Source organism: Desulfotruncus alcoholivorax DSM 16058, from assembly GCF_000430885.1.
In the GTDB taxonomy this organism is placed as follows: domain Bacteria; phylum Bacillota; class Desulfotomaculia; order Desulfotomaculales; family Desulfallaceae; genus Desulfotruncus; species Desulfotruncus alcoholivorax.
In genome coordinates this window covers 43,509-66,008 of sequence record NZ_AUMW01000014.1, presented here as the reverse complement: position 1 = coordinate 66,008, position 22,500 = coordinate 43,509, and the positions used below count along the sequence as shown (strand labels likewise).

Below are 22,500 nucleotides of genomic sequence, written 5' to 3'. Positions count from 1 at the left end.
CTCACCGTTCCGGCTCGCGCCGTTTTTTTACCCGCTGCTCCGGTTTTTCCCCGGTGTCCCTTTGGGGCTGGAAGGAGCGCAAATACTCGATTTCTTCCAGGGCGCGCTTGCATAAATCCTCGACTGCGGCCAGCCGGTCGCCCAGGTAATGGCCCCAAAAGTATTCCTTTTCGCCCTTTCTGCATTTCCAGGTGACAAACTGCGCGGGCGCTTTCTCGCTGTGCCCGATGACGAATTCCGCGTCGCCCACGGCCAGCCGGTCGGTAATGACCTACCCGGCGTTGATCTCTTTTTCCATATCCTGAAAGCCTCCTAACGCTCCTGTACTTGTTTTTTGTGTTTGGCCTGCCGCTCGGCCAGTATCTGTTTTAGCCGCTCCTTTGCCCAATCGGGCATATATTCGGTTTTCAGAACGCCCAGGATATCCTCCCGATTCCAGCGGGACTCCTTGCCGGAATAGAGATTGACGGTGTAGACCGCCCGGCCCCTGGCTTTGGCATGAGTGCCAAAGCCGCCCACGGCCAGCACAAGCTGCCTGTCGGCGGTGCGGTATTCTGGACGCAGGCGCTTCGTCCTAATGACCACCACCTTATTTTCAACGCTTTCGCCGTAATCGTTTGGCGTGCAATGTTCCAGCGTGAAGGGCGACAACGGGACGGTGATTTTATCCCGTTCCGCTTTGACCGCCTCAAGCTGCGCTTGCACCCGGTTGGTAAACTCGGTCATCATTTCCAGGTAGTCGTCGCTTCCGGCAGGATCAAAAAATTGGTCGATGCCCAACGGGTTATCCCAGTTGCAGTCGCATACCATGTACGGACAATCGGTTTTCCCGTCGTCAACCGCAAAAAGGATTTCTCTATCACCAACATGGATGGCGTGTATTACCTCGTAGGTATCCACCATGCGTTTTTCTTCAGCCATTTTCATGCTCACGCTCCTTGCGGGCGGCGGAAAGGAGACGGTTATTCGCCCCTTTTCCGCATGTCCGTTATTTTTCTTTCCGTTTGTGCAGGTAAACCGCGCCGCCTGCAATTACGAGGCAAAGCACGACGGCTAAAATCGTCTTTAACTCCACAAAAACACCTCCCTGTATTCAATCAGCAGGTTAGTCCGTATATAAAAAGAACACCGGCGTAAATAAAAAAGCCGATGCACAAAAAGACGGCCAGCGGCACGTTCCTTTGCCGGGTTGCCTTTGCATAGATACAGGCGGGGGGCAAAGCGAAAAAGAGGATGGCCGCCAGCGCGTTCAGGCTAAAGCAAAACCCCATCGCCGCCGTCAGCTTTATATCACCCCCGCCCACGCCTCCGTATATCAGGGCAAGGAGCAGCAGGCAGATACCCGGCAGCAGAAATCCCGCAATCCGCTCGGGCAAGGCCGGTTCTGGAAACAAGAAAGCGGACACGCCGCCGATGGCAAGAATTGTTATCCATGTCCAATCGGGGATGATCCGCTTTTTCCAATCCATGAAAGCCGCCCACAGGAGAGGGATAACACAAAGCAGCAGCATATCAATTTCCCACGGTGGTATCATCGTCGTACATGCTGTCCACTACATAGATTTTCAGCGCCCCACCGGTGAGCCACTTCGACAGCGTTCCTCCAGGGGTATGCACGTCGGTGACCAGGAGTTGCACGATGTAGTCCCGATTGTCAGGGAACCAGATGGGGACGTACTGCTTCCGGTATTTGAAGGGGGAGGCGGGATTCTCCCGGAAAACAAATTGTCCGCCTTCCTTTTCTAAGGGAATGGCGGTCTCATAGCGATGTTCGGGCAGATAAACTTCCGCCGTCTGCGGGGCGGTAATCAGTTCCGGCCTGTCGTAGTTGGTATTCACGGTGGCGGTGACACGGATGGCATAGCCGTAGCCCGACTTGAGATAGCCGCGAGATTTGGTGTCGTAGTCCAATACGGCAGCAACTTTCAGCTCCGCGTAAAACTGCCGCCACACAAATTGGCCGTTTTCGTAGCGTTGCTCCCACCATGTCACCCTGGACTGTTCGCTTCTTAGCGGCGGGTCGGGAAGCGCCCGGCTTTCCTCCGGTTCCGTATAGGTTACATTTTTAATGACGGCCTGTTGGGTATAGGTGTTGTTGCTTGTAGAAGTTTCATTATCCAAAACCTCATCGGGGTTGATGGTAGCAATCAGTGTAATACCCTTATCGGCCTGCACATTGGGGGTATCCCATTTGACCGGCACGATATTCCAGGTATTCTGCGCCATGACTACCGCGTCCACGCGCTTTTTCAGCGAAAGCTCCGGGATTTGAAACAGCACGGAAACCCTCTGTCCGGGTGTAAAATCCATGCTTCCTTGGTTGGATACCCGGATGGTGCTGATTACCGTCTGGTTTTCCTTATACCGGTCGGGCGTAATGCGCTGCACGTCCAGATCATAGGGGCGCTCCAACACCATGATTTCCGCCGCCGCCTGGTTGTTGCCCGTGTTGGAATCCGTGTAATCCGCCGGGGGCGACACCTGCGCCGCAAGCCGTATGGTTGTGCCTTTTTCGCCTGCCGTGCCGGTGACAAGGTAGGATTTTTTCTCATAAGCCCCGAAATTGGCCGTGGCGGGCACGGCGGAAACCGCCTGGCCGTCGATGGCAACGTTCAGGCCCACATCAGTCAATGCCTTGCCGCTAGAGTTGGCAAAGTATACGGTGAAGCTGTATTCCTCCCGCTGGTAGGCTATGGGCGGCGAGGACAAATTCACCCATACGTCGCACAACAGGTTATCCGGGTTATCAGGATTATTGGGATTGTCCGGGTCGTCTGGATCGTCTGGATCGTCTGGATTGTCGGGTTCTTCTGGATTATCCGGGTTGTCAGGGTCCGGGGGGTTATGCGGGTCCTCCGGACTGCCGGCAGCTCTTTCCACTACCGTGACGCTTGAAACGGCGGTGTTATTGTTAAGATTTCTGTCAATAAAGCCCTCCGGCGCTTGCACGTTGGCCCACAAATGATATATCTCGCCTGCTTTCCCCGCCGTGTCCTCAATCGTAAAGGACTTGGTTTCGCCCGGCTGGAAGTCGGTTGTTTGCGGAATTTGCAACAGCGCATTTTCATTGCTTTTCCCTTCCAAGGGTACAGCGGTCAGCTCCCTGCCGGAATGATTGGTGAAACTCACGGTATAGGCATATTTTTCGTATTCGTAAACAGTTGGCGGGGCAAGAATGGCCGCCGACAGGTCGCAGGTTTCCTTCAGACCGGGCGGTTCATCCGGGGGATTGTCAGGGTTGCCGGGGTTATCCGGCGTGTCCGGCTCGTCAGGCGTATCATTGTTGCCGGGCGTCGGTTCCGGCGCGGGATCAACCACCTTGATAATGGCCGTGGCTGTATTGTTATCAGGGTTGCCGTCGATAAAGCCCTCGGGCACGCCGATATGCGCCCAAAGACGGATTTCGTCGGCGGTGGTGTTGGCGCTGCGCTTCACTTCATAGGCTTTGCTGGTATTGGCAGGGAAGTCCTGCATGACCGGTATTTCTTCAATGGTTGCGCCGTCCACCGTACCCTTTAAGGGCACGTCATAGGCCGGGCTGCTTCCGCTGTTCAGGTAAATCACGGTAAAAGAATAGCTGTCGCCCCGGCTCACCGTGGCGGGGGCGCGGATGGAAACCGACAGGTCGTTGCCGTCACATGCTTTGAATTTAAAGTAAAAATTGGCAATGGGGATTTGATAATGGATTTTCTGCGTAATTTCGGTCTGCGTTTTGTTCTCCCCATCAGTGTATTCGGCGGTTTCCGGGGTGTAATCCCATTCCAGTCCCATGTATTGAAAGTTGCGGGACAGCTTGATATCATCCTTGTGGAAGGTGACGGAGGTGGTTTGATAGGGATAAAGCAGTTCCGGCACACCTTTGTCCTGTGCGGTGAGCTTCCCGAAAATCTCCCGCTTGCTTTCGTCGCACCATGTAGCAGCCACGTTTATCCTGACCGGAGCCTGGTAGGTTATTTCCGCGCTCCTCATGGTTTCAAAGGCAATGAGCGCCTTTTCCGTCCAGCCGTAACGGGTGGTCAGCGGTTCAAAATCGGTATCCGTGTCATAGACTCCGTACAGCTTACCGGAGGCGAAGCTGTAGATTTCCACCACCAGGCTGCCTTTCAGAGTGTAGGTTCCGCCGTCACAGCGATTGATCCAGGCGGCGATCCGCTTCTGTTCATGGTCGGCCACGGTGTTGGCGCTGACGAGGTCGATGCGCTGTGGCTCCGGGAAGGCTTTCAGCAGCGTTTCGCCCTCGTAGATTTCTTTCACGTTCATGCCGATGGTGCGGTATCGGGTGTCATATATGGCCGGGACTTGAAACACCACATTGGCCGTAACGACAAGGACGGCTCCTTCCTCTGTCTGGGCGGTGACGGTGCAGGGGCCGCAAGCCTCCTTGTTCTCAATCGTCAGCGTGTAATTTGGGGTTATTGCTTGGCTTTGGCCACCGTACTCCAGCCGGACCTCTGTGAGGCTGCCGGTTTTGGCCGTGGTATTTATAGAAATTTGGGCCGGGAATTGTTCCACGGCGATCACTCCGCTTTCACTGGCCAGGCTGTCTATGGGGGAAGCGATATTGATGGCAATGTCGCTCTCCGACAGGGCGAAGGCTTGTGCCGACATCAGCAGGCAGCAGACCAGCACAAGCGGAATGGCAAGGATGAGCTTTTTAATCATGGGAACCTCCTTCCTCAATGCGGATGTTGACGCTGGATATGGTAAAAGGAAGCCGGATCGTACCGCTCAGAAAGTTAAAAACACTGCGGGTTTTCAGCGCCCCGGTCAGCGTCAGGCAGGGGGGGCTGTCGGTGGCGTCGATGCGCTCAATTTCAAGCTGGTAAACCCACTGATTCCCGGCATACTTGTTTAATCCAGAATCCAGCCCCATATTTTCATAGAAATAGGCGTACAGCGTCTCTTGGGCCAGGGCGCTGTCCATCCGGGAATAGCCGTCCCGACGGTAATCGTCCCGCATGGCGTATTCCACGGAGCTGTTTACGCCCCGTTGAATGACGTACTCCGCTTGCTGGTAGAGACTTTCTATACGGAAGTATTCGCTTAGGATCACGGAAAGGGTCAGAATGAAAAAGACGAGGATCAGGATAAACAAAAAAACGTCGCCCTTCCGGTTGTTCATCATTCGCTTGAAATAATCCACGGCTTTCCTCCTTTCCGGCGATTATTAGGGCAGCTTCCAGTATTTTTCCGACATGCCGGTGATACTTTCGCGCATGGGAATATGGATTTGAATGGGGGCCGTAAAGGACGGCCTGAAAAGGGTAAAGGCGTGGCTGTATACCATTGTGATGGTAAAGGTGTCCCTTAACTGGATTTTTTGGTTTTGCTCGTCACAATACGCCACATCCTCGACGGTCATTTCCGGCGACAGGCCGGTTTGTTGCTTCAACCGATAAAACACGTCATAGACGGGTTCGGCTATTTGCCCTTCCAGTTCAACCACGCGCACAACGCGGCGGCACATGTGATTTAAATTCAAATAGGTCGTGAAAACGCCCAAAAAACTGATCACCGTGGCCATGAGCGTAATCACCACCAGAGTCTTGATGATTAAATCGACATAACTGCTGCCTTCTTTGTTCAGCAGTTTTTGAAAAGGCCGGGGGAGAGAAGCTCTCACCCATAAACCCCGGTGCTGGTTGTTCATTGCTCTTGCACCTCCCGCATCCGCGGATATGCTTTCGGCTTTCATCAGTTCAACAGGTTGGTGATTTTGGCAACGATGCTGTTCCAGATAGTGGTGATGGAGCCTTGATAGAGCGTCATAAAGACTGCGCCCACGACCACGACGATGAGCACCACGATGAGCCAACCGGTCATTTGGTCCCCGGAGGGGTTTGCCAGTACGTTCCGGGCTTTCAGGCCCACCATTTTGATTTTGTTTTTTAAAGCAGTCATCATGATAGATACCTCCATATTTTTTAGATTTGGTTGGAAAGGGGAAGCAATGCCTCCCCTGGACGGCCGCCTTTTGGCTGCAATTAGTTCAAAAGACTGGTAATTTTGGTGACGATGCTGTTCCAGATGTCGGTGATGGAACCCTGATACAGGGTCATGAAGATTGCGCCCACCACCACGACAACCAGCACCACAATCAACCAGCCGGTCATTTGGTCGCCGTCGCGCTTTGTCAGCACGTTTCCGGCTTTCACCAGAGCGGTTGTCAGTCTTTTTCTCATGGATTTTCCTCCTTTCTGCGGTAATGGACAGGATCTGCGGTTTTTGTTTTACATGCTCTACCTCCTGTAGATGATTATTTGAAAGGGGTTTTCCCCGTTTCAGCGCACTAAAATAGGCCCCCCATTGATCGGGTCATGTGGGAGCCGATGACGTAGAGCAGGGTAGACAGGGTCACGGCCACCAGCGGGATGGACGCGATCTTGACCCTGCGGGGCAGCAGATTCAGTTTTGTCTTGAGGGTTTCCCTGGCTTTGATGTCCATGTCCCGGGCAAGATAGGCCAAGGCGTCCCCCTGGCGCTCGCCCCGGTGCAGCCCGATGAGGGCGTTGACGAGAAAGGAAATATCGGTCAGGCCGAGACGCGCGTTGAAGTTGCGCAGCGCTGCTTCGATGCTGATGGACTTCATCTCCAGAACCAGGATGGAGATGTCGTCATAGAACACCTCGCTGGCAACGCGCAGGTAATCTTCAAATATTTGCACCAGGTCTGCCTGGACGACGGTTTTTTGACTGCCCTCCCGCATGTCGTCCAGCTTGTACAGGATGGAACGGATGAAGCTCGGCATTTCCATTTCAATGCGCTTCTTTTTCGCTTTCAGTTGGTCTTTCAAGTCGGACATGAAATGAAAATAGACGACCACCGCAAAAATGATAATGATAGGCGTGAGGCTGGTGGCACCGATTAGCAAAAGCGGAATCAGGAGCAGCAGGGTGAACGCGGCGCAGATAAGCGCCCTGGCCTGGTATTCCTGGGGTGTGAGAGCCAGCCCCCCGCGCCGCAGCATGGAGAACATTCTTGCTTCCTGGACGGGGTCGAGCCGGATCAGCCGGGCAACCGGCTTGACCAGGGGCATGACAAAGCGGTTTAGCAGTCGTTTGCCCGGCTTCTCTTTTTCGGTCTGCAAATTTCTAAGGTTTTTCTTCATGTTGGCCCTGGGTATTTTCAAAAGCTCCCGGCAAATAAGAAATCCTGCCGCAAGCAGCAGGATGAAAACGACGGTTTGGTAAAACAACGGTGAACCTCCTTTGCTATCTGTTGGCCGGTTTCGTCGCCCGCAGCACGTAAAAGGCCGTGCCAAGGGCGGTCAGCAGCATGAGGACAACCAGCAGCTTGCCGACGGCGGTTGCGGTCAGGATGGAAAACCATTCGGCGTTGGAGAAGCGCATGAGGGGAATTACGCTGAACATCAGGCCCGCGGTCAATAAATAGTCCCGCCAGACACGGACCATTATGCCGTCGCTCTCCACTTGCATGGTTTTGGCGTCGTTCATGGCCTTTACCACCGGGAACAGGGCGAACTTCAGCCGCCGGTCGTGATGACACAGAATAAGCATTTTTGTCCACTCGGCGAAATAGCGGTTGCGTATCTTGGCCGACAGACGATGCAGCCCGTGTTCGATGTTGGGGTTGATGTATCTTATTTCCGAAACAAACTCGTCAAAGGGCGTGATGGTTCTCAGATGGGGTGGAAGGTAACGGTTTTTTTCTTCAACGTACAGCTCGATGGCTTTGACAATATCGTCGCAGGAGGCATAGGCGTTGGTGATGACGGACATGGTGTTCTCCAATCCTTCTATTTCCTCCCGCGCCACCGTCGCGCTTTTTACGGTCAGGTAGATGTAGGGGGCGGGAAGCAGACATGCCGCCGCTGCCGCCGCCAGGTCGGGGCTGTTAAACAGCAGCATTCCGGCCAGAAAACCGCCTGCCGCCGCTGCCAGCATCATTATAAGGAATTTCTTGCGCGTGCAGCGGGTCTGCCGGAACAGGGTTTGCAAGCGGATGGCGATCCGCTCGGCGGTTTTCAGCTTGGCGCCTGCCAGACGGAGGCGGCGTTTTTGCAGCGGGTTCTGCTCCACCGCAAAAGGATTCAGCTTCAGCAGCAGGAACAGGGCCAGGCTCACAAGTAAAAACACCAGCATCAGAGATGTATGAATGGGGCTCATGCGGCAGGCCCTCCTTCCGCAAAGCGGCGGATTTCCTTTTGCGGGACGCCGCCCACCAAGAGCTTTTCGGCCAGCGCCGGGGAGATGTTTCCCAAACGCTGGTGGCTTCCCGCTACTTTGGTAATTCTCCCGGATTTGTCATGCTCATAGTGGTCCACTGCATATCGGTAAAGGGTGGTGCCGGTGACTTCGCCGTTCTGCACGCCGGTGGCTTCAAAGACTTCCATGTATTTGCGGGATTTGTCCGGGAGCTGCCGTTTGAAAACCATAATCGGAAACGCTTCAACGATATTGCGCAGCAATCGTTCCTCCGACAGGGAGGTTCCGGCTTCCAAACACATGGTCAGGATGCGGTCGTAAGCGGATCTGGCGCTGTTGGCGTGCAGGGTGCTGACAATGGTGTGCCCCGTCCGCCCGGCCTCCTGCACGGTCAAGGCCTCCGCGCCGCGCATTTCCGCCGGGACAAGTATTTCCGGGTGCAGCCGCAGCGACAGCTTTAATAAGTCCAGCATGGTGACGGGATTCGGCGCTTCTTTTGTCAAAAGGTGAATCACGTCATTGGTCATGATACCGTTTTCATCGTACTTTGCCAGGGATAATTCCCGCGTGTCCTCTATGGTGACGATGCGCTTCTCGGGAGCCACGGTGCTGAGGATGTAGCCCATGTCCGCCGTTTTACCGCTGCCGGTGGCTCCGGCGATGGCTATGGAAACGCCGTTGTTGACGCAGATAGTCAAAAAGTCCAATTCCTCCGCCGTCGCCGTCCCCCAGCGAATCAGGTTCTGCCTGGTGATGAAAGACGGCTTTTGCTTGCGGATGGAGGCGATGGCCCCGGCGTTTGCGTCAACACAGGGCTCTATTGCGCCCGACATTCTGACGCCCCGTGAAATATAGCTGTCCCCGACAGGCTTGGAGCCGTCCAGGATTACGCCGCCAAACCTGCTCATTTTCCTGACGATGTTGGCGCAGGCTTCCGGGCTGCCGAAGGTTTCCGGCAGGCGCATCTTCTTGTCCTTGTACTGCACCCAGACGCCGCTATAGCCGTTGACGTTGATTTCCTCGGTATCGGGGTCCTGCAAATAAGGGGATAAAAGCCCCATAAAGGCCATATCGTTATATACCGCGTCCACCAGCTCGGAAATGTTGCGCACGTCCTTGGACACCAACTGCTCGCTGTTTAAGTAGCGCATAATCAGGTCTTTGAGCTTGGCTTCGGCCTCCTGGGAGTACAGAACCTGGGCCAGCTCCGTGGAATGGTTTTGGGCGATAATGCGCTGCAGTCTGTCTAAAATCTCACCGTAGTCCCGCGCTTCCAGGCTGCTTTCCTCGGTGGCGGAGCGCCGCTTGTTGGCGCGGTAGATCAGGTCATGGATGGAAAACCGGCTGTTCATGGCTTGCCACCTCCGCAGATTCTGTCGGCAATCTGTTCCAATACCTTGCCGTAATGACGGCAGGCCCGGTCGCGGTGGAAATGCAGGGGCGTTCCGGCGTTTTGCAGCTCGCTTGCCCGCTTGACGTAAGGCAGCTCAAAGGGAAAGGGAAGTCCGGTCATGTTCCGGTAGGTCTGATCGTCGAATTCGCCGTCCGGAGCCAGCAGGATATGGATTTGTTTTTCCGCTATATGCAGCTCCCGTACAAAATCGGAAACGGATTGATGCCACATCTGCGCCGCAATAGAGGGCCGGTGCAGGGTGCAGATTGTTTCCGCCAGCCACAGGCCCACACCTGACACCGGGTTTGTCAGCTCTGCGGCTCCGTCGATGACCAGAATGTCGAACGCTACGGACGCGGCGTTGATCATTTGTTCAACCTGCTCAAGGGTTACGGTGTCGCAGAGAAGCCCAGTATAGCGGGTGGGAACAGACAGGAAAAACAGGTTTTTGCTCTCCCCCGACGCCACGAATTTTTCCCCGATGTTGGGGTTGTCTTCGCTTAGTGCCCGGAACAGGCCCTTTTCCGGGGGGACGTATTGGCCGAAGAAGATTTGCAGGTCTCCGAAAACCAAATTAGCGGAAATGAGCCCTACCAATTGGTCACGGGTGGAAAGGGCGTAGGCCAGGTTGGTGGCGAAGGTGCTTTTTCCGCTGTTGCTGCCGCCCCAGACGGTGATGATTTTACTGCTCACGGCTCACACCCCGTTTCTCAAAGACCAAATGCAGTTTGCCGGTGTATTCGGCCTGGATGAGCCTTTCCGCTTGCGCTTCGGTGACGATCAAGGTCACGGCTTTCACGATGGGATCGCTTGTGGAGGACTGGCTTTCGGCCTGCTGTTTCCGAACCTGGGCGGTGTCCTGGGCGCGGGCGTTCTCCGCGCTGTAAACCTCCAGTCCCTTTAATTCGGGATAAATGATCGCCTGCGGAGAGGCGCTTTGGCCGTCGGGTGATTTGTCCGCAAACACGGCCACCGTTACGATGTCGCCGCTTCTCAGGTGTGAGGATAATCCCGCCGCGATGCTGGGCACGCTGATAGTGACCAAACGCTGATTGTTTGCGGCAATGCGGTCAAGCAGCTCGCTGGCAATCGTTCCGCCGAGTTTTTGGGGAAACAAAAAATCCCCCTTGGCGATATCGGTCTGCGCGATTTTCCCGATGATTAAGGTCTTGTCATTCATGACATTTTCCGGCAGGCCATAGCTTCCGACTTCCACTGAAACAAGGTGCTTGTCCTGGATTGCCGTCCCAGCCGGAATATCCATTGCCGCCCGCAGCACTGTCACGGTCGCGTTTTTACTTTCGTAAAAACGGGGCAGGAGAAAAAACGAAACGCCCGCCGCCAGGATTAGGCAAAGGGCGCTTAAAAATATACGATTCTTGAGTAGTTTCAAGTTGTATAATTCCTCCTTCCGAAAATTTTAGATGGAGGGCAGCTTTACCTTCCTAAAAAGAAGGGAGACGCCCGGTCTGCTTTTCTTTTAATTCTTTTTTCCGGCCGCCTGCCCATTGCTGCTGCCGAGTGATGGTTTATCGTCCATATAGATGGGTTCGGAACACCTTGGGCTGTTCTCGTTCTATCGTTTCATGCAAGGCTATTTTGTATATTACCTGCCGAAAGACAGGGATATTTCTTTTTTCGGCTGGTAGTTTTTAAGAGAAGAAGTGTGGAGATGGGGCGTCGGAAGGCGGTGCTGTCTGCATGTTTCATAAACAGGCAGACTACCCCTTTAGTATAGAATTGGGCATTTTACTCCTTAAAAACAGTACACTTCCCTTTGCTGCATTTCTCATGCTGCGTATCGTAATGAAGGCAATGCTCGCAGTCCTGATCCTGTATGATTTTTACAGGGTCGCGTTCGTGTTTAGGCTTTTCCTGCATCATGCGCTCATAGGTCCGCAGCCGCCCCTCCGTAAAGTACATTGAAACACCTCCTTCCCCAACGGACACAAAAAAAGCCCTCTTTTTTTTGAGAGCGAGGCTGCCACGTTTTAGCGTTCCTGTTCCCGCTGCCGCTTTTTGTACCAGCTTTCCAGAAGTTGAACGATCAAGTCCTCTTTTTGCTTTTCCGTAAAGTTACTGGGAAAAAAGCGGTCGATGCGTTCCCGCCGGATATTGAATTTTTCCTTTTGATTGGGCTTTTCCTCAGTGAGAATGGAGAAGATGACATCCATGTTCAGCCTGCCGTCCTGACTGAGCTTTTTCATCCGCTGCGCCTGGGCCAAAGACGGAGTGCAATCTTCGGACTGCATGGTGTTGTACAGGTCTTGTTGTTCATTTTCGGCCAGGTATGAAAGCTCCACAGCAGGGTTAAAGGCGATTTGTTTTTCGTCCACCATTTCAAGGATGGAAGGGAGCAGGGAGGTAAGGCGGATATATCGGGAAATTTGATGTGGTCCTTCTCCAGCCTGTTCTGCAATTATTTGCCTTGATGTTTTGTTAGTTAACTTCTGCGCAACTTGCGCAGAAGTTAAATCAGTCCTTGAGCCTTGCCGCTTTATAGCTTCCAGTTTCATCTTATATGCAAAAGCTTTTTCACTTGGTAAAATGCTTTCCCTTTGCAGGTTGCTGTCAACCATAATGATTATCGCGGCATCGTCATCCATTTCACGGACAATGCAGGGCATAGTTTCCTTACCCGCAAGCTCGCTTGCCTTTTTGCGCCGGTGACCGGCAATCATTTCATAGCCGCCGTCCGCTTTTGGCCGGACAAGGCCGGGGACCAAAACGCCGTATTGCTTTACGCTGTCCGCCATTTCCAGCATGGCCTCATCCGCTTTCACCTTAAAAGGATGGTTGGGAAAATCGCTGATTTCCGATAGGGGAATATCCATCACTTTTTCGCGCTGCTGCTCGGCGCGGCTTTCCTCGGTGGTAAACAGATCATCTACTGAGGCCAGTTTTATGCTGCTTCGCACGTCGTTTTTCGCCAATGTCCCGCACCTCCTTCGTAAAGGCTTCATAGGCTTTCGCCACTAAACCGTGAGGGTCGTGGGCATAGATGCTTTTCCCTTTGGCGCTGGTTTCCGCCGCACGGATAGACAAGGGGATTTCCGTTTGGAAAATGCGCAGCTTGTCGCCGTAGTCGCGGCGCAGGATAAAGGAAATGTCCCTGGCAAAGTTGGTGCGGTTATCCACCATTGTCACCAGAACGCCGTCAATGGTTAGCTTGGGATTGATTTGCCGCCTTACCCTGGCTATGGTCTGTAAAAGCTGCGTCATTCCTTTGGCGGGCAGATAATGGGCCTGAACCGGAATAATTACGCTGTCTGCGGCGGCAAGGGCGTTGATGGTCATCATGCCCAAAGAGGGCATACAGTCGATCAGCACATAATCATACCTGTCTTTGACGGTGTTGATGTAACTACGCAGCACCGTTTCCCGGCTCATAGTGTTGACGAGGGAAACCTCAATGGCCGACAACTCAATATTGCCCGGCATGAGGTCAACGCCCTCCGAATGATGAAGAATACCCTCATTAGGCTCATACGGTTCCTCCAACATGTTTTTGGTTAAAACGGTCGCCAGTGAAACAGGCAGATTGTCCGGCTCATGGAAGCCCAACGAATCCGTTAGGTTGCCTTGCGCGTCCGCATCCACTAAAATCACCTTTTTACCCTGCATCGCAAGGCCGATACCCAGATTGACCGTTGTGGTCGTTTTGCCCGTGCCGCCTTTTTGGTTGGCAAGGGCGATTACTTTTGACACTTGAAATTCCTCCTTTTTTATTGAAATAAAAAAAGCCGTTTGCTTTCAGGGTAATAAAGCAAACAGCTCTTTTCTTTACTTGGTCTTGTATTATGAAAAAACATAAGTACAAAAACCTATGTTCCTCTTATTGATTTATTTGGTTGTAATATGGATAATGGGAAATTTAGTTATTAAAAGGATAATCAGTCCAGGTAATAAAAATTTCTCTTCTTAACGAGCATTCATGAATCTAGTCATCTTTTCTCTTGTAGATTTCCGTCATTTAGACCTAGCTCGACGACTTTGAAATTCATCATACCTCGTGTTTAGAGAAAAAACGTACATAAGAACTGCTTCCACGAAATGGAGTGAATCAAGCGCATCAGATTTATCAATCTGTGCGTCTAAATCGTGCGCTGCGTCGTTCCCTATCGTCCGCAATCCGTCTAACCATATAATAAGCTTGCTATCTATCTTCTGCTGGTCGCGTAATGCCAGTAAGCGTTTATGCAGGCTCCCCTTAGTTTCACCTAACTCGTGACACATGGCCTCGATACACTTACGGCACATGATCACGCATGGTTCATAAAGTCCCGCAGCATACGAGCGTACCGCGTCTTGCTGAGCACGCCTAACAGTTTCAGGCACACCCTTTCCAGGAAATACATCGTGGTCCGGATATAGCATTCGCTCTCCTTGGGGTGCCGAGAATTCACCAGGTACTTCAATATAGTCATACTCAAACAAGAAGGGCTCCTCGCATCCACTGCACACAGCGAACTCGTATACAGTCACGTAGTACGGGCTGTCTACCGGATCGCCGCCTGGATTAGCAAGTTGCGATTTCACGTGCGTCGCTACGACCTGGGCCTCGGTCCGAACGTTACAAGTCTTGCAGTATACCTGGCGCTTTTTTACATCATCCATAACCCTTAATCTCTCCTTAGTAAATTTGACGGCACTTAGCCACTGTTTTGAATGATTATGTTTATATGGATAATAGGCATTTCATTTATAATAGTTCTTATTAATCATAAGTTGTCTGTATTTATGAGCCAAATAATAAGCTTTTCTCATTCAACTAAAATGAGCGGGTTATAGGATTTTAATTGCCACACACCATGGTTCAATTCAAAAAAAAGCCCACTAATGTTTGCGACTTTAGCAAAAGGTAAATCACCATTGGAGTTAACCTTCTCTTGAAAATACCCATCACTCGAAGTCAAGAAATACTCTCCATTCTTTTCACGAGGATATAATTTTTGCGGAAGTCCATCCTTTTTCCATGTAAAAGCTGGAAATGAGATTGTCTTAGGCTTTTGAGCTTTATAAAACTCAGAAAGCAAATTAATCCAGACTCGTGATTTATCCGAAAAGTTAGTCTCTTGCGAAGAGAGGTCTAACAAGATTTGTTTGATTTCGGCAACAGTCTTGTTTTGAAAAGCATCAAGTGCAGAAAGTTCTAACGCTGCACTACGCGAACGCACACCAGCCATATAAATACTTGCGGCAGTTTCATCGGGTAGTCCCAACTCAACGAACATTGCAAGAGTGGAATACGTCTGAACAATGCCTTTTTCAACTTCGGGGTCAAACATTTGAGAAATTGCATGTATAACCCAAGGTAATGTAAAACCATAATAGTCTTTTGAGATTGTATCGGCGTTTTGTTCAGAGTTTATGATTGTTGAAAGCGAGATTCCACTTATCCAATCTCGTCGTATGTTATCAAGAGATGATTGTGCAGGCACTGATTCCATTAGTCCGCTGGCATTTTCGTTACTCCAGATTTCCAATTCACGAATAATGCTGTCTAGCAAATCAATACGATCACTTCCTTCAGCAAGCTCCTGAGTAAATGATATGGCAAGGGTTCGGAAAAACTCTATATTTTCAAGTATAGATTTTGACACGGATAGAGGAATACCAGAAGCCACAAGTTTTTTTCTATCCGCCTTGTTTTTTACCCGGTTTAGCAAGGCAATTGTCCGCGCTCGTAATAACCGCAGGTACAGTTCTTCATTTTCGACTTCAGCTTGAATGAGAGCCAATGATTTTCTAAAAACATTGTCAACCCAATCTATATTTGTATCGTCCGCACAAAAATCCTCATGCATCGCGAGAAGTTCATCATCCAGATAATCAAATAACCCATCCAACCAATTAGAAAACTCGTTTGAAATATCAGGTTCAGAGAAATCATTCGCGATTACTTCAACGAGTAGGTTAAAATCAGTGTTTGTTTTTCTTGCTACCTTAAGAATAGCCCTTAGTGCTGCAAGTAAGCCACTTTCAACTCCCTCCATCCGCTGATTATCAAAATAGTACTGTGCGAGCCTTTTATCGTTATTAACTTGCCATTGTTTCCTTGTGGTATCAATTGTGTAAAGTATTTTCCCCTCCGTATCAGCAAAAGCGCGGCCTGCGCGCCCGCAAATATTCCAAAAATCACGATTACTTATCGGGTTGCTACTATAATATGGAGTCGCAACAATCACTGTTGAAATCCCAACATTAATCCCTTGTCCAAGGGTTGAAGAAGCTATAATGACTAATGGTGGTTTGGAGCGCATGAGCCGCTCTATTGCAATACGCACAAGCGTAGGCAATCTATTGCTGTGGCAAATAACACCTTTTCTTGCAGCCATTAAAACAATATTATCGTCGTTGAGTTCTTCGCTGCAAAGGCTTTGAAAAACAGCCCACAAGGAATTATCCCAAGGGTAATCTTCTGAGTGTTCCCCCAAAGCCAGCAAAACGCTTTCGGCCAGTCCGTTAATAGAGTTTGCCCTTGCGGAATATATCATAACAGTTCCGCTTTGAGCCAACCGAACTGCTGTAGCTGCAATCGCTTCGTTTTTGTTATTTGGAAAGTGGTTGCGTCTGCGCCCAAACCCTAAAGGCTTCTTCTGGATGAAGTTGGGATTAAATGGCTCTCCGTCACTTTTCCATTCCAATCTTACACGATTCCCATCCCAAAGTAATAAACCCAATCGTTCAAGAGAGGGCTTCCATTCTGATTTTGCTACCGAAGCTGAATCGTCAGCAACCCATTGAGCTAAATCATCAGCATTAGGCAATACAGCCGATAAAAGTAAAACTCTTATTTCATTTCGTGAAGCAAATTCTTTTATATGAGTCAGGAACATTTCATTTCGGATGTGTCTTTCTTCTGCTCCAAGTAGGTGCCCTTCATCAATTACGATCAGTTTGATTTCTGCTTCAATCCCTGAGCCACAGCGAATAAGGGCTTTTGCTTTTTCCGGAGTAGCAATGATAATCTGTGATTGACTAATAAGTTCGAAATCTGTTACATTTGCGGTCGAACCACCATATAGCTGCGAAACAGTAATGCCAAGAGGGAAGAAAGTCTTATTCAGGCTTTGTTCAATTTCAAAGGCTAATGAGCGAAAAGGGGCAAGATACAGCACTTTTGACATAATGTGTGTCGATAACGTTTTTAGTATGGCTATCTCAGCTACTCTTGTTTTCCCCCCACTTGTACGCAAATTGATAACTGCGCCGTTATTGTCGCCAACAGCAAGCGGAAGCGAAGCCGTCTGCGACGGCCACATTTCAGTAACGGGAGATTTGAAATTACTGAGTAACCGTATGTATTTTTCGGTTATATGCCTTGCCGGAAATAATGGCGGCAAAACCGACCAAAGAGATGAATTCTGAAATGTAGATAAAATTATCCTCAGTAGCCGAATGATAAGCCAGTACAGCGTTAAGTTGTCCTCGGAAGAGAGGTACAGGAGTTTTTCCAGAATATCATTTGTAAGAATAAAGTTTTCTTCATTTCCGGTATGAATAAAATCAATTATAATAAAAAAACATCGTGCGACCTCGTGTGAGATTACCCACTCATCAAAGCTGCGAAGCTCTGACTGCGCTGGCGCAGAAGAAAAAAACACGTTGCTCGTAACATTCATCAGGGAGGCAAAATCTTTTTTTATAAAACTGATTATTATTTGTCCAACATTAAAATCGGTGTCAATGTCTTTTAGCACTATAAAAGCGCGGGAATACTGCTTTGCTGCATATAAAGCCATACCCGCAATCAAGAGATTATAGTTTTTATTTTTTTTATCCTCATTAGGATTAAAGCTAAAGGTATCTGATAGTATTTTCCCGGCTTTTTCTAAAGCAAGTAATCCCTCGTTGGTTTCGCCATCTTCATTTTCAACCATTGAGCAACCACACGAAAGCAGAACATACGCTATGTGTGTTGCTTTTTCTGTGAGCGAAGGGTCGAAATTAGGATAATTTTCAGCAGTTTCCTTGACTTCTTGCAGTATCCTTCGTGCATCTGCTTGAGCTATGAGGTTTTTAATTCGCCCCTGAGATAAGTTATTAAGCAAATCTGTAGCGTAATCTGTAGGGATACTCATACCGCATCCTCCAATCGTGCAAAGGCTTGCTGTACGATCGTTTCTGGCGACTGAACCCCTAAAGAAATCATAAGCAAATTATGTAGCTCGTTTGTAGTGTCGTTATTAACGTGATTGCTTACATTGCGATTGCTCATAAGCAACCCTACGTAATCTATTTGCAGTCTATTTGTTGCGAATAATATGGCGCAGCTTTGAACTTTTTTTGCCATATCATTCTTGCCTTCTTCAAAGAGCCGATCTGCGACGAACATCAATGAAACAGGCAGGCCAGCCTTGTTTGAACGTACCAATCCATCAATCGTATCAACTACGGCTTGCTTGGTTGGGGTTCCCCTGAACTTTGCTTCGCCAACAATAATCCGCACAGGCTCAGAATCCATATCGAAAAGCAGTACATCGTCACCCTTCATGGATTGCTCAACATTGGGATTATATCTTAATCTATATACAGGGATTTGAGCTTCGGTGGTTGACCGCAGGTATTCAGCAAGAAAAACCTCTGCAAAGTTTCCTTTCCGGGTTGTGGTGTTTTGTGGATAAGGCGACGGAGGAATCGGAGCATTCGCAATCCTAAGAGATTGAATCAAGTCCTTTCGTCGTTCTAAAGCCTCAAGACTAATATGATGGGTTTGTAACGCAGGCACAATGAAATCAAGGAAAACGTCATTGTGACCGTTTTCCTCTAACTTTCTGTGTGCAACACCGCACGCAGTAGTTATATCTGTGGAAAGCAGGGAAACAGCAAAAGGGTGTGTTCCTGTAGGATGATCATTTATGATATTGGCCAATGCTTTTCCCTCCTTTGATTATTACAGTCAGGGCGGCAATTGCTTTTACTTACGTAATCGTGAGCTTTTAATTATTTGCCTTTTAAAAACTTATTTATCAAAATTACCTCCCAAGGCATAAAAGGTACATCCTCAGAGTTATTTTCCGAAATTGACATCGGGTCAAATTAACCTAATGTTGAACTATGAATAATTGTAGGCATATTACGGACCATTATAATAAGAGATAAGACTGGGGGCTTCTTCGGTTCCGGCCAAATGCCGCAACTTGAAATCTGGCAATTCAATTGTTGGAGCTACATAATCTGAGTCAATTAAAATAAACTGTAGGCTGCCATAACTATCAAGTGCCAGTTGATATATCTCCTTATACAACGACTTAACTAATTCCGGGTTTTCATCTTCACTAATGTTCTTTGTCGGGCTATCAATAATTAGTATAGATGGAACCGGTAAATTGCGTTTACTAGCGATTGAGTGAATTGCCAGTGCGTAACAAACATTAAATAGAGTTTTCTTTCCGCCACTTCCAGTATCCCAGAAACTCCAAGCAGTCTCGCCATGTAACACTTCCGGTTTCCAGCTCCTAGGGTCAATAACCACTTGATCATCAACATAAACTCCAGGGAATTTCACACTAAGCATTAATCGCTTAAACTCATCAGCTATCTTTTTTACAATTGCATCAGCCTCAGATAAACGTTTTCTCTCATTTTCAAGCTCTGTTCTTAATATATCAATAGTACCTTGTAATGCGCCTGCATCTTCTTCCAATTTATTAATAGCCTGAGGCATTGATTGTAGTTTTTTCAAAGAAGCAATACGCTCTTCAAGTGTAGCAATTATTTTATCAACATATCGTATTTCTTCAACAATAGCAGAATCATAGTTAGAAAGATCCTCTTGTAATTGAGTATCAAGATGAGCCTTGTCGCCAATGAGCTTATCCAATTGCTTTTTGGTCTTTGATATTTCCATTTCACGACGCTTAATTGAATCAGCTAGCTCATCTATCCGTATATTAAGATCTTTGCGCAGGGAATCATTATCGATTTGGGCTTCTAAAACATGTTCACTTGCTGTCTTGCCACAAAGACTACAACAATCTGAATGTTCAGTAGCTTGGATTTTTGCGCCACAAGCTGGGCAGCTCTCAAATTTTACATCATCAAAAAGCATGCCAGCCTGAACCAACCGTTCATTTTTTATTTTTGCTGTTATAAGCTCTGAGTGCAACATACGTTGCTCATTTACTATTTCGATCGAATCATCGATGGCTATTTTTAGCTGATAAATTTGTTCACCTAATAACAGAATTTTCTCCCTTAAAAAATCAGTAGGGTGTATATCTATACTCCTTTTTTTATGCAATTCAGTTTTCCTTAATTTTGCATCTGATAATTGAGTCTCCGTTTCTTGTAATTGGTCAATTATCTCACTCTCCGAACCTAATGAAAATTGACTCATAAATTCACGAATTTGTTTGACAGCACCTCTTTTAGCCCGCTGATCGTCTATCGCCTTCATTAAGTCAGTTTCTAACTGACTTAATCGTTCAGAGTGAAGACCTGTAAAAAACCGCATTGCGTCTTGACTCTTTCTTCCTCTAAAGGGGTCTTCAAATCTAAAGAATGAGGAGTCCAGATGCATTTGTTCAAGGTAACAATAACGCCATAAGTCCCTAAAACTCAATCTTATCAAGGGTGAATCAGCATCGCGACTCCTTTGTCTCACTTTGATTGGTTCTATACCGCAAAGAAAATATATTATGTCGCTAAGCGTGTATAATTCACTATTCGGAATTATGGGTTCAGCCTGAGCTTGAAGTGGCGCATTTACAGACCCGTTAACTTTTTCAGACTCAAACCATGTTATACGAACACTGGACCCATCTGTTGCACTTCGTTCCAAAGTGCACTTATAATTGCCAAGGCGTACATGCAAGATTGCCGATATAAATTCTTGTTGAATTGCAGGAGTGTTTTCAAGATGGCCTCCCAAACAAAAGTCAATTAAGCGAGCCAATGTAGATTTTCCTTTTCCAACTGGCCCATAAACATATGTTATCAATTCAGAAAACTCGATAATTTCTCTGGTCTTTTTTGTTTGGATTAATAAACGTTCTAATTTAATTTTCATAACTGTATCCTCTTGCCCGAGTTGAGCGAAACAATTTCTGGAAAAGTATCATAAATAAAATTCATGAGGTTTGTTGAAGTCATATCAAAATGTCTCTTTAAAATTCCTGCACGTTTAGTGTATATCTGCATCAAAGAATTTGCACTTAATTTGTTTGCGAAAGCGAAGCCTTTATCCGACAAAGCAATTATCACTTTTCGCCCCTCTGAAATCACTTTTATTAACCCTTCCCCAACCAAAAGATTCAGATAAAACCTATACCGGTGATCCCACGGTCCAAAACGGTAGCGTACCATCTCTGATTCAACACTATATAACTCGTGATCTTCTATAGATAAATCTCTTGTTGACGCTCCTTTGACCTCTAAAGCATGCTTTAACATTGTGGGGTATCTTAGTAAAAAATCCAACTTGGCTAATTTTGTAATTCCTTCGATTGCACCTTCGTTATTTTCACCTGCAAAGGCATATAGAAGTAATAATAATCTCGATTTATGCAAAACTGGCTGTTCATCTAAATCTGCTAACACTTCCACATAATCCATTACTCCACCTCCCACGGACGGTTTATGCTCCATATTACTTTACATTGTGAAGTAAGCGAATACGCTAGCCCTTCCAAGTGCTCAACAGAACAGCCATAGAGTTGCTCTCCAGATGAAGCCCTATTTTTCAAATTATCACGAAGAGAGGACAACATATCAAGTCCAAACGGATCTTCGTCCTTCTTTTCCTTCTCATATGCTCTGGCAGCATCCCCTTGGACCTTTAATCGTAATTCGTGATATTTTTGGAGGCCTCGTTCACGACCGTATTTTTGGATAAGACATGCTCCTGCATAATCCGCTGTATCCCGTAGGTCTTCTGCGTGTATAGTAGATATAGCTGAAAATCCACCTGCGGTTAGTTTTTTGCGTAACAATTCTTTGCTGCCTGTACGAATATCTTCCAAATCCGTTGGATCGCAAGATAATGGGATTGTTTCATCTAAGCCTTGTAATAGCAAATCATAAACGCGCTGTTTGTTAAATGTTTTTCCTGCAATGCGTTCTTGGATTTCTCTTTCAACTCCACTGGATGAAATAGGCAGATATGCAGGTAACAAATCCTGGCTTGCTAATGAAGATGCGCGAAAACATGCATCAATTAAATGGCTTGCAGCGCGCTTTATTCCTTCATAAGAAGCTCCCTTTGCTCTATCCCAAACCAAAACTATTGTATCTATAAGCCGCATTGTGGCATCTCGAAATTTAGGCAAATCATGTTTGATCGATGCCTTTTTTAGTGTATGAAAGCTATCTTCTTCGGCGATCTCTGCTGTTCTAGATATTCTTCTTATAAAGGTTTTAACAACATTACTTAATGAGTCATGATTTTCAATTTGACTTATTTGGCAAAGCAGATATGCAATATCTTGTCCATTCGAGGATGACTGTATGGGGTGATTTGTGATAAATTTAAACGCTTGAAACTGTCTGGGATATTGGTTGTCTAATATCACAAATCTGGCAAAAGCTTTAACCACGTCTTCATCGCTTGCTTTCCAGAGTGGTTGATCGCTTGCCCTAGTTTTTACCTGTATACCAGTAAATAGACCATTAATATGTTTTACCAAAATATCCTCATGATGCTCACAAAACACTTCTTTGACGTCTTCATCTTGATCCAGTAGCATGCAGCAGATAATAGCTGATAAAACCCATTGATATCGGAATCTATTGGAAGTTTCATCGCCAACGTCTGTAGATAAAGCAGAGTCTATTTGAGTGTTTTCAACCTCCGGCATATTGTCGTCCCTCCCTTACTGAAAGGTTCTAACATCGGGCCAAGCTGGCCCGATGGTTTAGTTCAGATCAAATGCCTATGTATAAATATCTAAAATCAAAAAAGCCATATATGACAACATCTATGCGTTTATATTTCAACTT

22 protein-coding genes are annotated in these 22,500 nt (G+C 48.0%); all 22 read right to left on the bottom strand.

Annotation, left to right across the window (positions count from 1 at the left end; all coding sequences use genetic code 11):
- Position 1: 1 nt before the first annotated feature.
- The gene (locus H569_RS19695; protein ID WP_238492499.1) at positions 2-250 is read right to left on the bottom strand and encodes a hypothetical protein; all 249 of its coding nucleotides are present in this window, start codon (positions 248-250) and stop codon (positions 2-4) included.
- A 62-nt stretch (positions 251-312) separates the two neighbouring features.
- Positions 313-927, bottom strand: a complete 615-nt coding sequence (locus H569_RS0108305; RefSeq protein ID WP_051273462.1) for a hypothetical protein — start codon at positions 925-927, stop codon at positions 313-315.
- Between the two features lie 170 nt (positions 928-1,097).
- Positions 1,098-1,511 (bottom strand): prepilin peptidase, encoded by a 414-nt coding sequence (locus H569_RS0108295; RefSeq protein WP_027364622.1) that lies wholly within the window; start codon positions 1,509-1,511, stop codon positions 1,098-1,100.
- A 1-nt stretch (position 1,512) separates the two neighbouring features.
- Positions 1,513-4,662 (bottom strand): hypothetical protein, encoded by a 3,150-nt coding sequence (locus H569_RS22960; protein ID WP_027364621.1) that lies wholly within the window; start codon positions 4,660-4,662, stop codon positions 1,513-1,515.
- Positions 4,655-5,143: a hypothetical protein gene (locus H569_RS0108285; protein WP_027364620.1), complete on the bottom strand. Its 489-nt coding sequence runs from the start codon at positions 5,141-5,143 to the stop codon at positions 4,655-4,657. The genes H569_RS22960 and H569_RS0108285 overlap by 8 nt, the downstream gene beginning before the upstream one ends.
- A 24-nt stretch (positions 5,144-5,167) precedes the next feature.
- Positions 5,168-5,650, bottom strand: coding sequence for a DUF4320 family protein (locus tag H569_RS0108280; protein ID WP_027364619.1), 483 nt, complete (start codon positions 5,648-5,650; stop codon positions 5,168-5,170).
- Positions 5,651-5,694: 44 nt separating this feature from the next.
- Positions 5,695-5,904, bottom strand: a complete 210-nt coding sequence (locus tag H569_RS0108275; RefSeq protein WP_027364618.1) for a hypothetical protein — start codon at positions 5,902-5,904, stop codon at positions 5,695-5,697.
- Between the two features lie 80 nt (positions 5,905-5,984).
- The gene (locus H569_RS0108270; protein ID WP_027364617.1) at positions 5,985-6,182 is read right to left on the bottom strand and encodes a hypothetical protein; all 198 of its coding nucleotides are present in this window, start codon (positions 6,180-6,182) and stop codon (positions 5,985-5,987) included.
- 107 nt (positions 6,183-6,289) lie between these two features.
- Positions 6,290-7,195, bottom strand: a complete 906-nt coding sequence (locus H569_RS23085; RefSeq protein ID WP_238492497.1) for a hypothetical protein — start codon at positions 7,193-7,195, stop codon at positions 6,290-6,292.
- A 16-nt stretch (positions 7,196-7,211) separates the two neighbouring features.
- Positions 7,212-8,126: a hypothetical protein gene (locus tag H569_RS0108260; protein WP_027364615.1), complete on the bottom strand. Its 915-nt coding sequence runs from the start codon at positions 8,124-8,126 to the stop codon at positions 7,212-7,214.
- Positions 8,123-9,517, bottom strand: coding sequence for an ATPase, T2SS/T4P/T4SS family (locus tag H569_RS0108255; RefSeq protein WP_027364614.1), 1,395 nt, complete (start codon positions 9,515-9,517; stop codon positions 8,123-8,125). Before H569_RS0108255 ends, H569_RS0108260 begins: the two co-directional genes overlap by 4 nt.
- Positions 9,514-10,251 (bottom strand): AAA family ATPase, encoded by a 738-nt coding sequence (locus H569_RS0108250; protein ID WP_027364613.1) that lies wholly within the window; start codon positions 10,249-10,251, stop codon positions 9,514-9,516. The genes H569_RS0108255 and H569_RS0108250 overlap by 4 nt, the downstream gene beginning before the upstream one ends.
- Entirely contained in the window at positions 10,241-10,951 is a 711-nt protein-coding gene (gene cpaB / locus H569_RS0108245; RefSeq protein WP_027364612.1) for a Flp pilus assembly protein CpaB, read from the bottom strand. The genes H569_RS0108250 and cpaB overlap by 11 nt, the downstream gene beginning before the upstream one ends.
- 356 nt (positions 10,952-11,307) lie before the next feature.
- Positions 11,308-11,481: a hypothetical protein gene (locus H569_RS22730; RefSeq protein ID WP_169726458.1), complete on the bottom strand. Its 174-nt coding sequence runs from the start codon at positions 11,479-11,481 to the stop codon at positions 11,308-11,310.
- A 68-nt stretch (positions 11,482-11,549) separates the two neighbouring features.
- Positions 11,550-12,476, bottom strand: coding sequence for a ParB/RepB/Spo0J family partition protein (locus H569_RS0108235; protein ID WP_027364611.1), 927 nt, complete (start codon positions 12,474-12,476; stop codon positions 11,550-11,552).
- Positions 12,442-13,266 (bottom strand): ParA family protein, encoded by an 825-nt coding sequence (locus tag H569_RS0108230; RefSeq protein ID WP_027364610.1) that lies wholly within the window; start codon positions 13,264-13,266, stop codon positions 12,442-12,444. Before H569_RS0108230 ends, H569_RS0108235 begins: the two co-directional genes overlap by 35 nt.
- 261 nt (positions 13,267-13,527) lie before the next feature.
- Positions 13,528-13,935, bottom strand: coding sequence for a DUF4145 domain-containing protein (locus H569_RS23585; RefSeq protein ID WP_407638051.1), 408 nt, complete (start codon positions 13,933-13,935; stop codon positions 13,528-13,530).
- A 386-nt stretch (positions 13,936-14,321) separates the two neighbouring features.
- On the bottom strand, positions 14,322-17,642 hold the full coding sequence (locus tag H569_RS0108220) for a DEAD/DEAH box helicase (protein WP_027364608.1): 3,321 nt from the start codon (positions 17,640-17,642) through the stop codon (positions 14,322-14,324).
- Entirely contained in the window at positions 17,639-18,433 is a 795-nt protein-coding gene (locus H569_RS0108215) for a Hachiman antiphage defense system protein HamA (protein WP_238473034.1), read from the bottom strand. Before H569_RS0108215 ends, H569_RS0108220 begins: the two co-directional genes overlap by 4 nt.
- Before the next feature lie 204 nt (positions 18,434-18,637).
- Positions 18,638-20,572 carry a DUF3732 domain-containing protein gene (locus H569_RS0108210; RefSeq protein WP_027364606.1) on the bottom strand — a complete coding sequence of 645 codons (1,935 nt, stop codon included), beginning with the start codon at positions 20,570-20,572 and terminating at the stop codon, positions 18,638-18,640.
- On the bottom strand, positions 20,569-21,117 hold the full coding sequence (locus H569_RS0108205; RefSeq protein WP_034629976.1) for an ABC-three component system middle component 4: 549 nt from the start codon (positions 21,115-21,117) through the stop codon (positions 20,569-20,571). Before H569_RS0108205 ends, H569_RS0108210 begins: the two co-directional genes overlap by 4 nt.
- Positions 21,117-22,358, bottom strand: coding sequence for a dsDNA nuclease domain-containing protein (locus H569_RS0108200; protein ID WP_027364604.1), 1,242 nt, complete (start codon positions 22,356-22,358; stop codon positions 21,117-21,119). The genes H569_RS0108205 and H569_RS0108200 overlap by 1 nt, the downstream gene beginning before the upstream one ends.
- Positions 22,359-22,500: the final 142 nt, after the last annotated feature.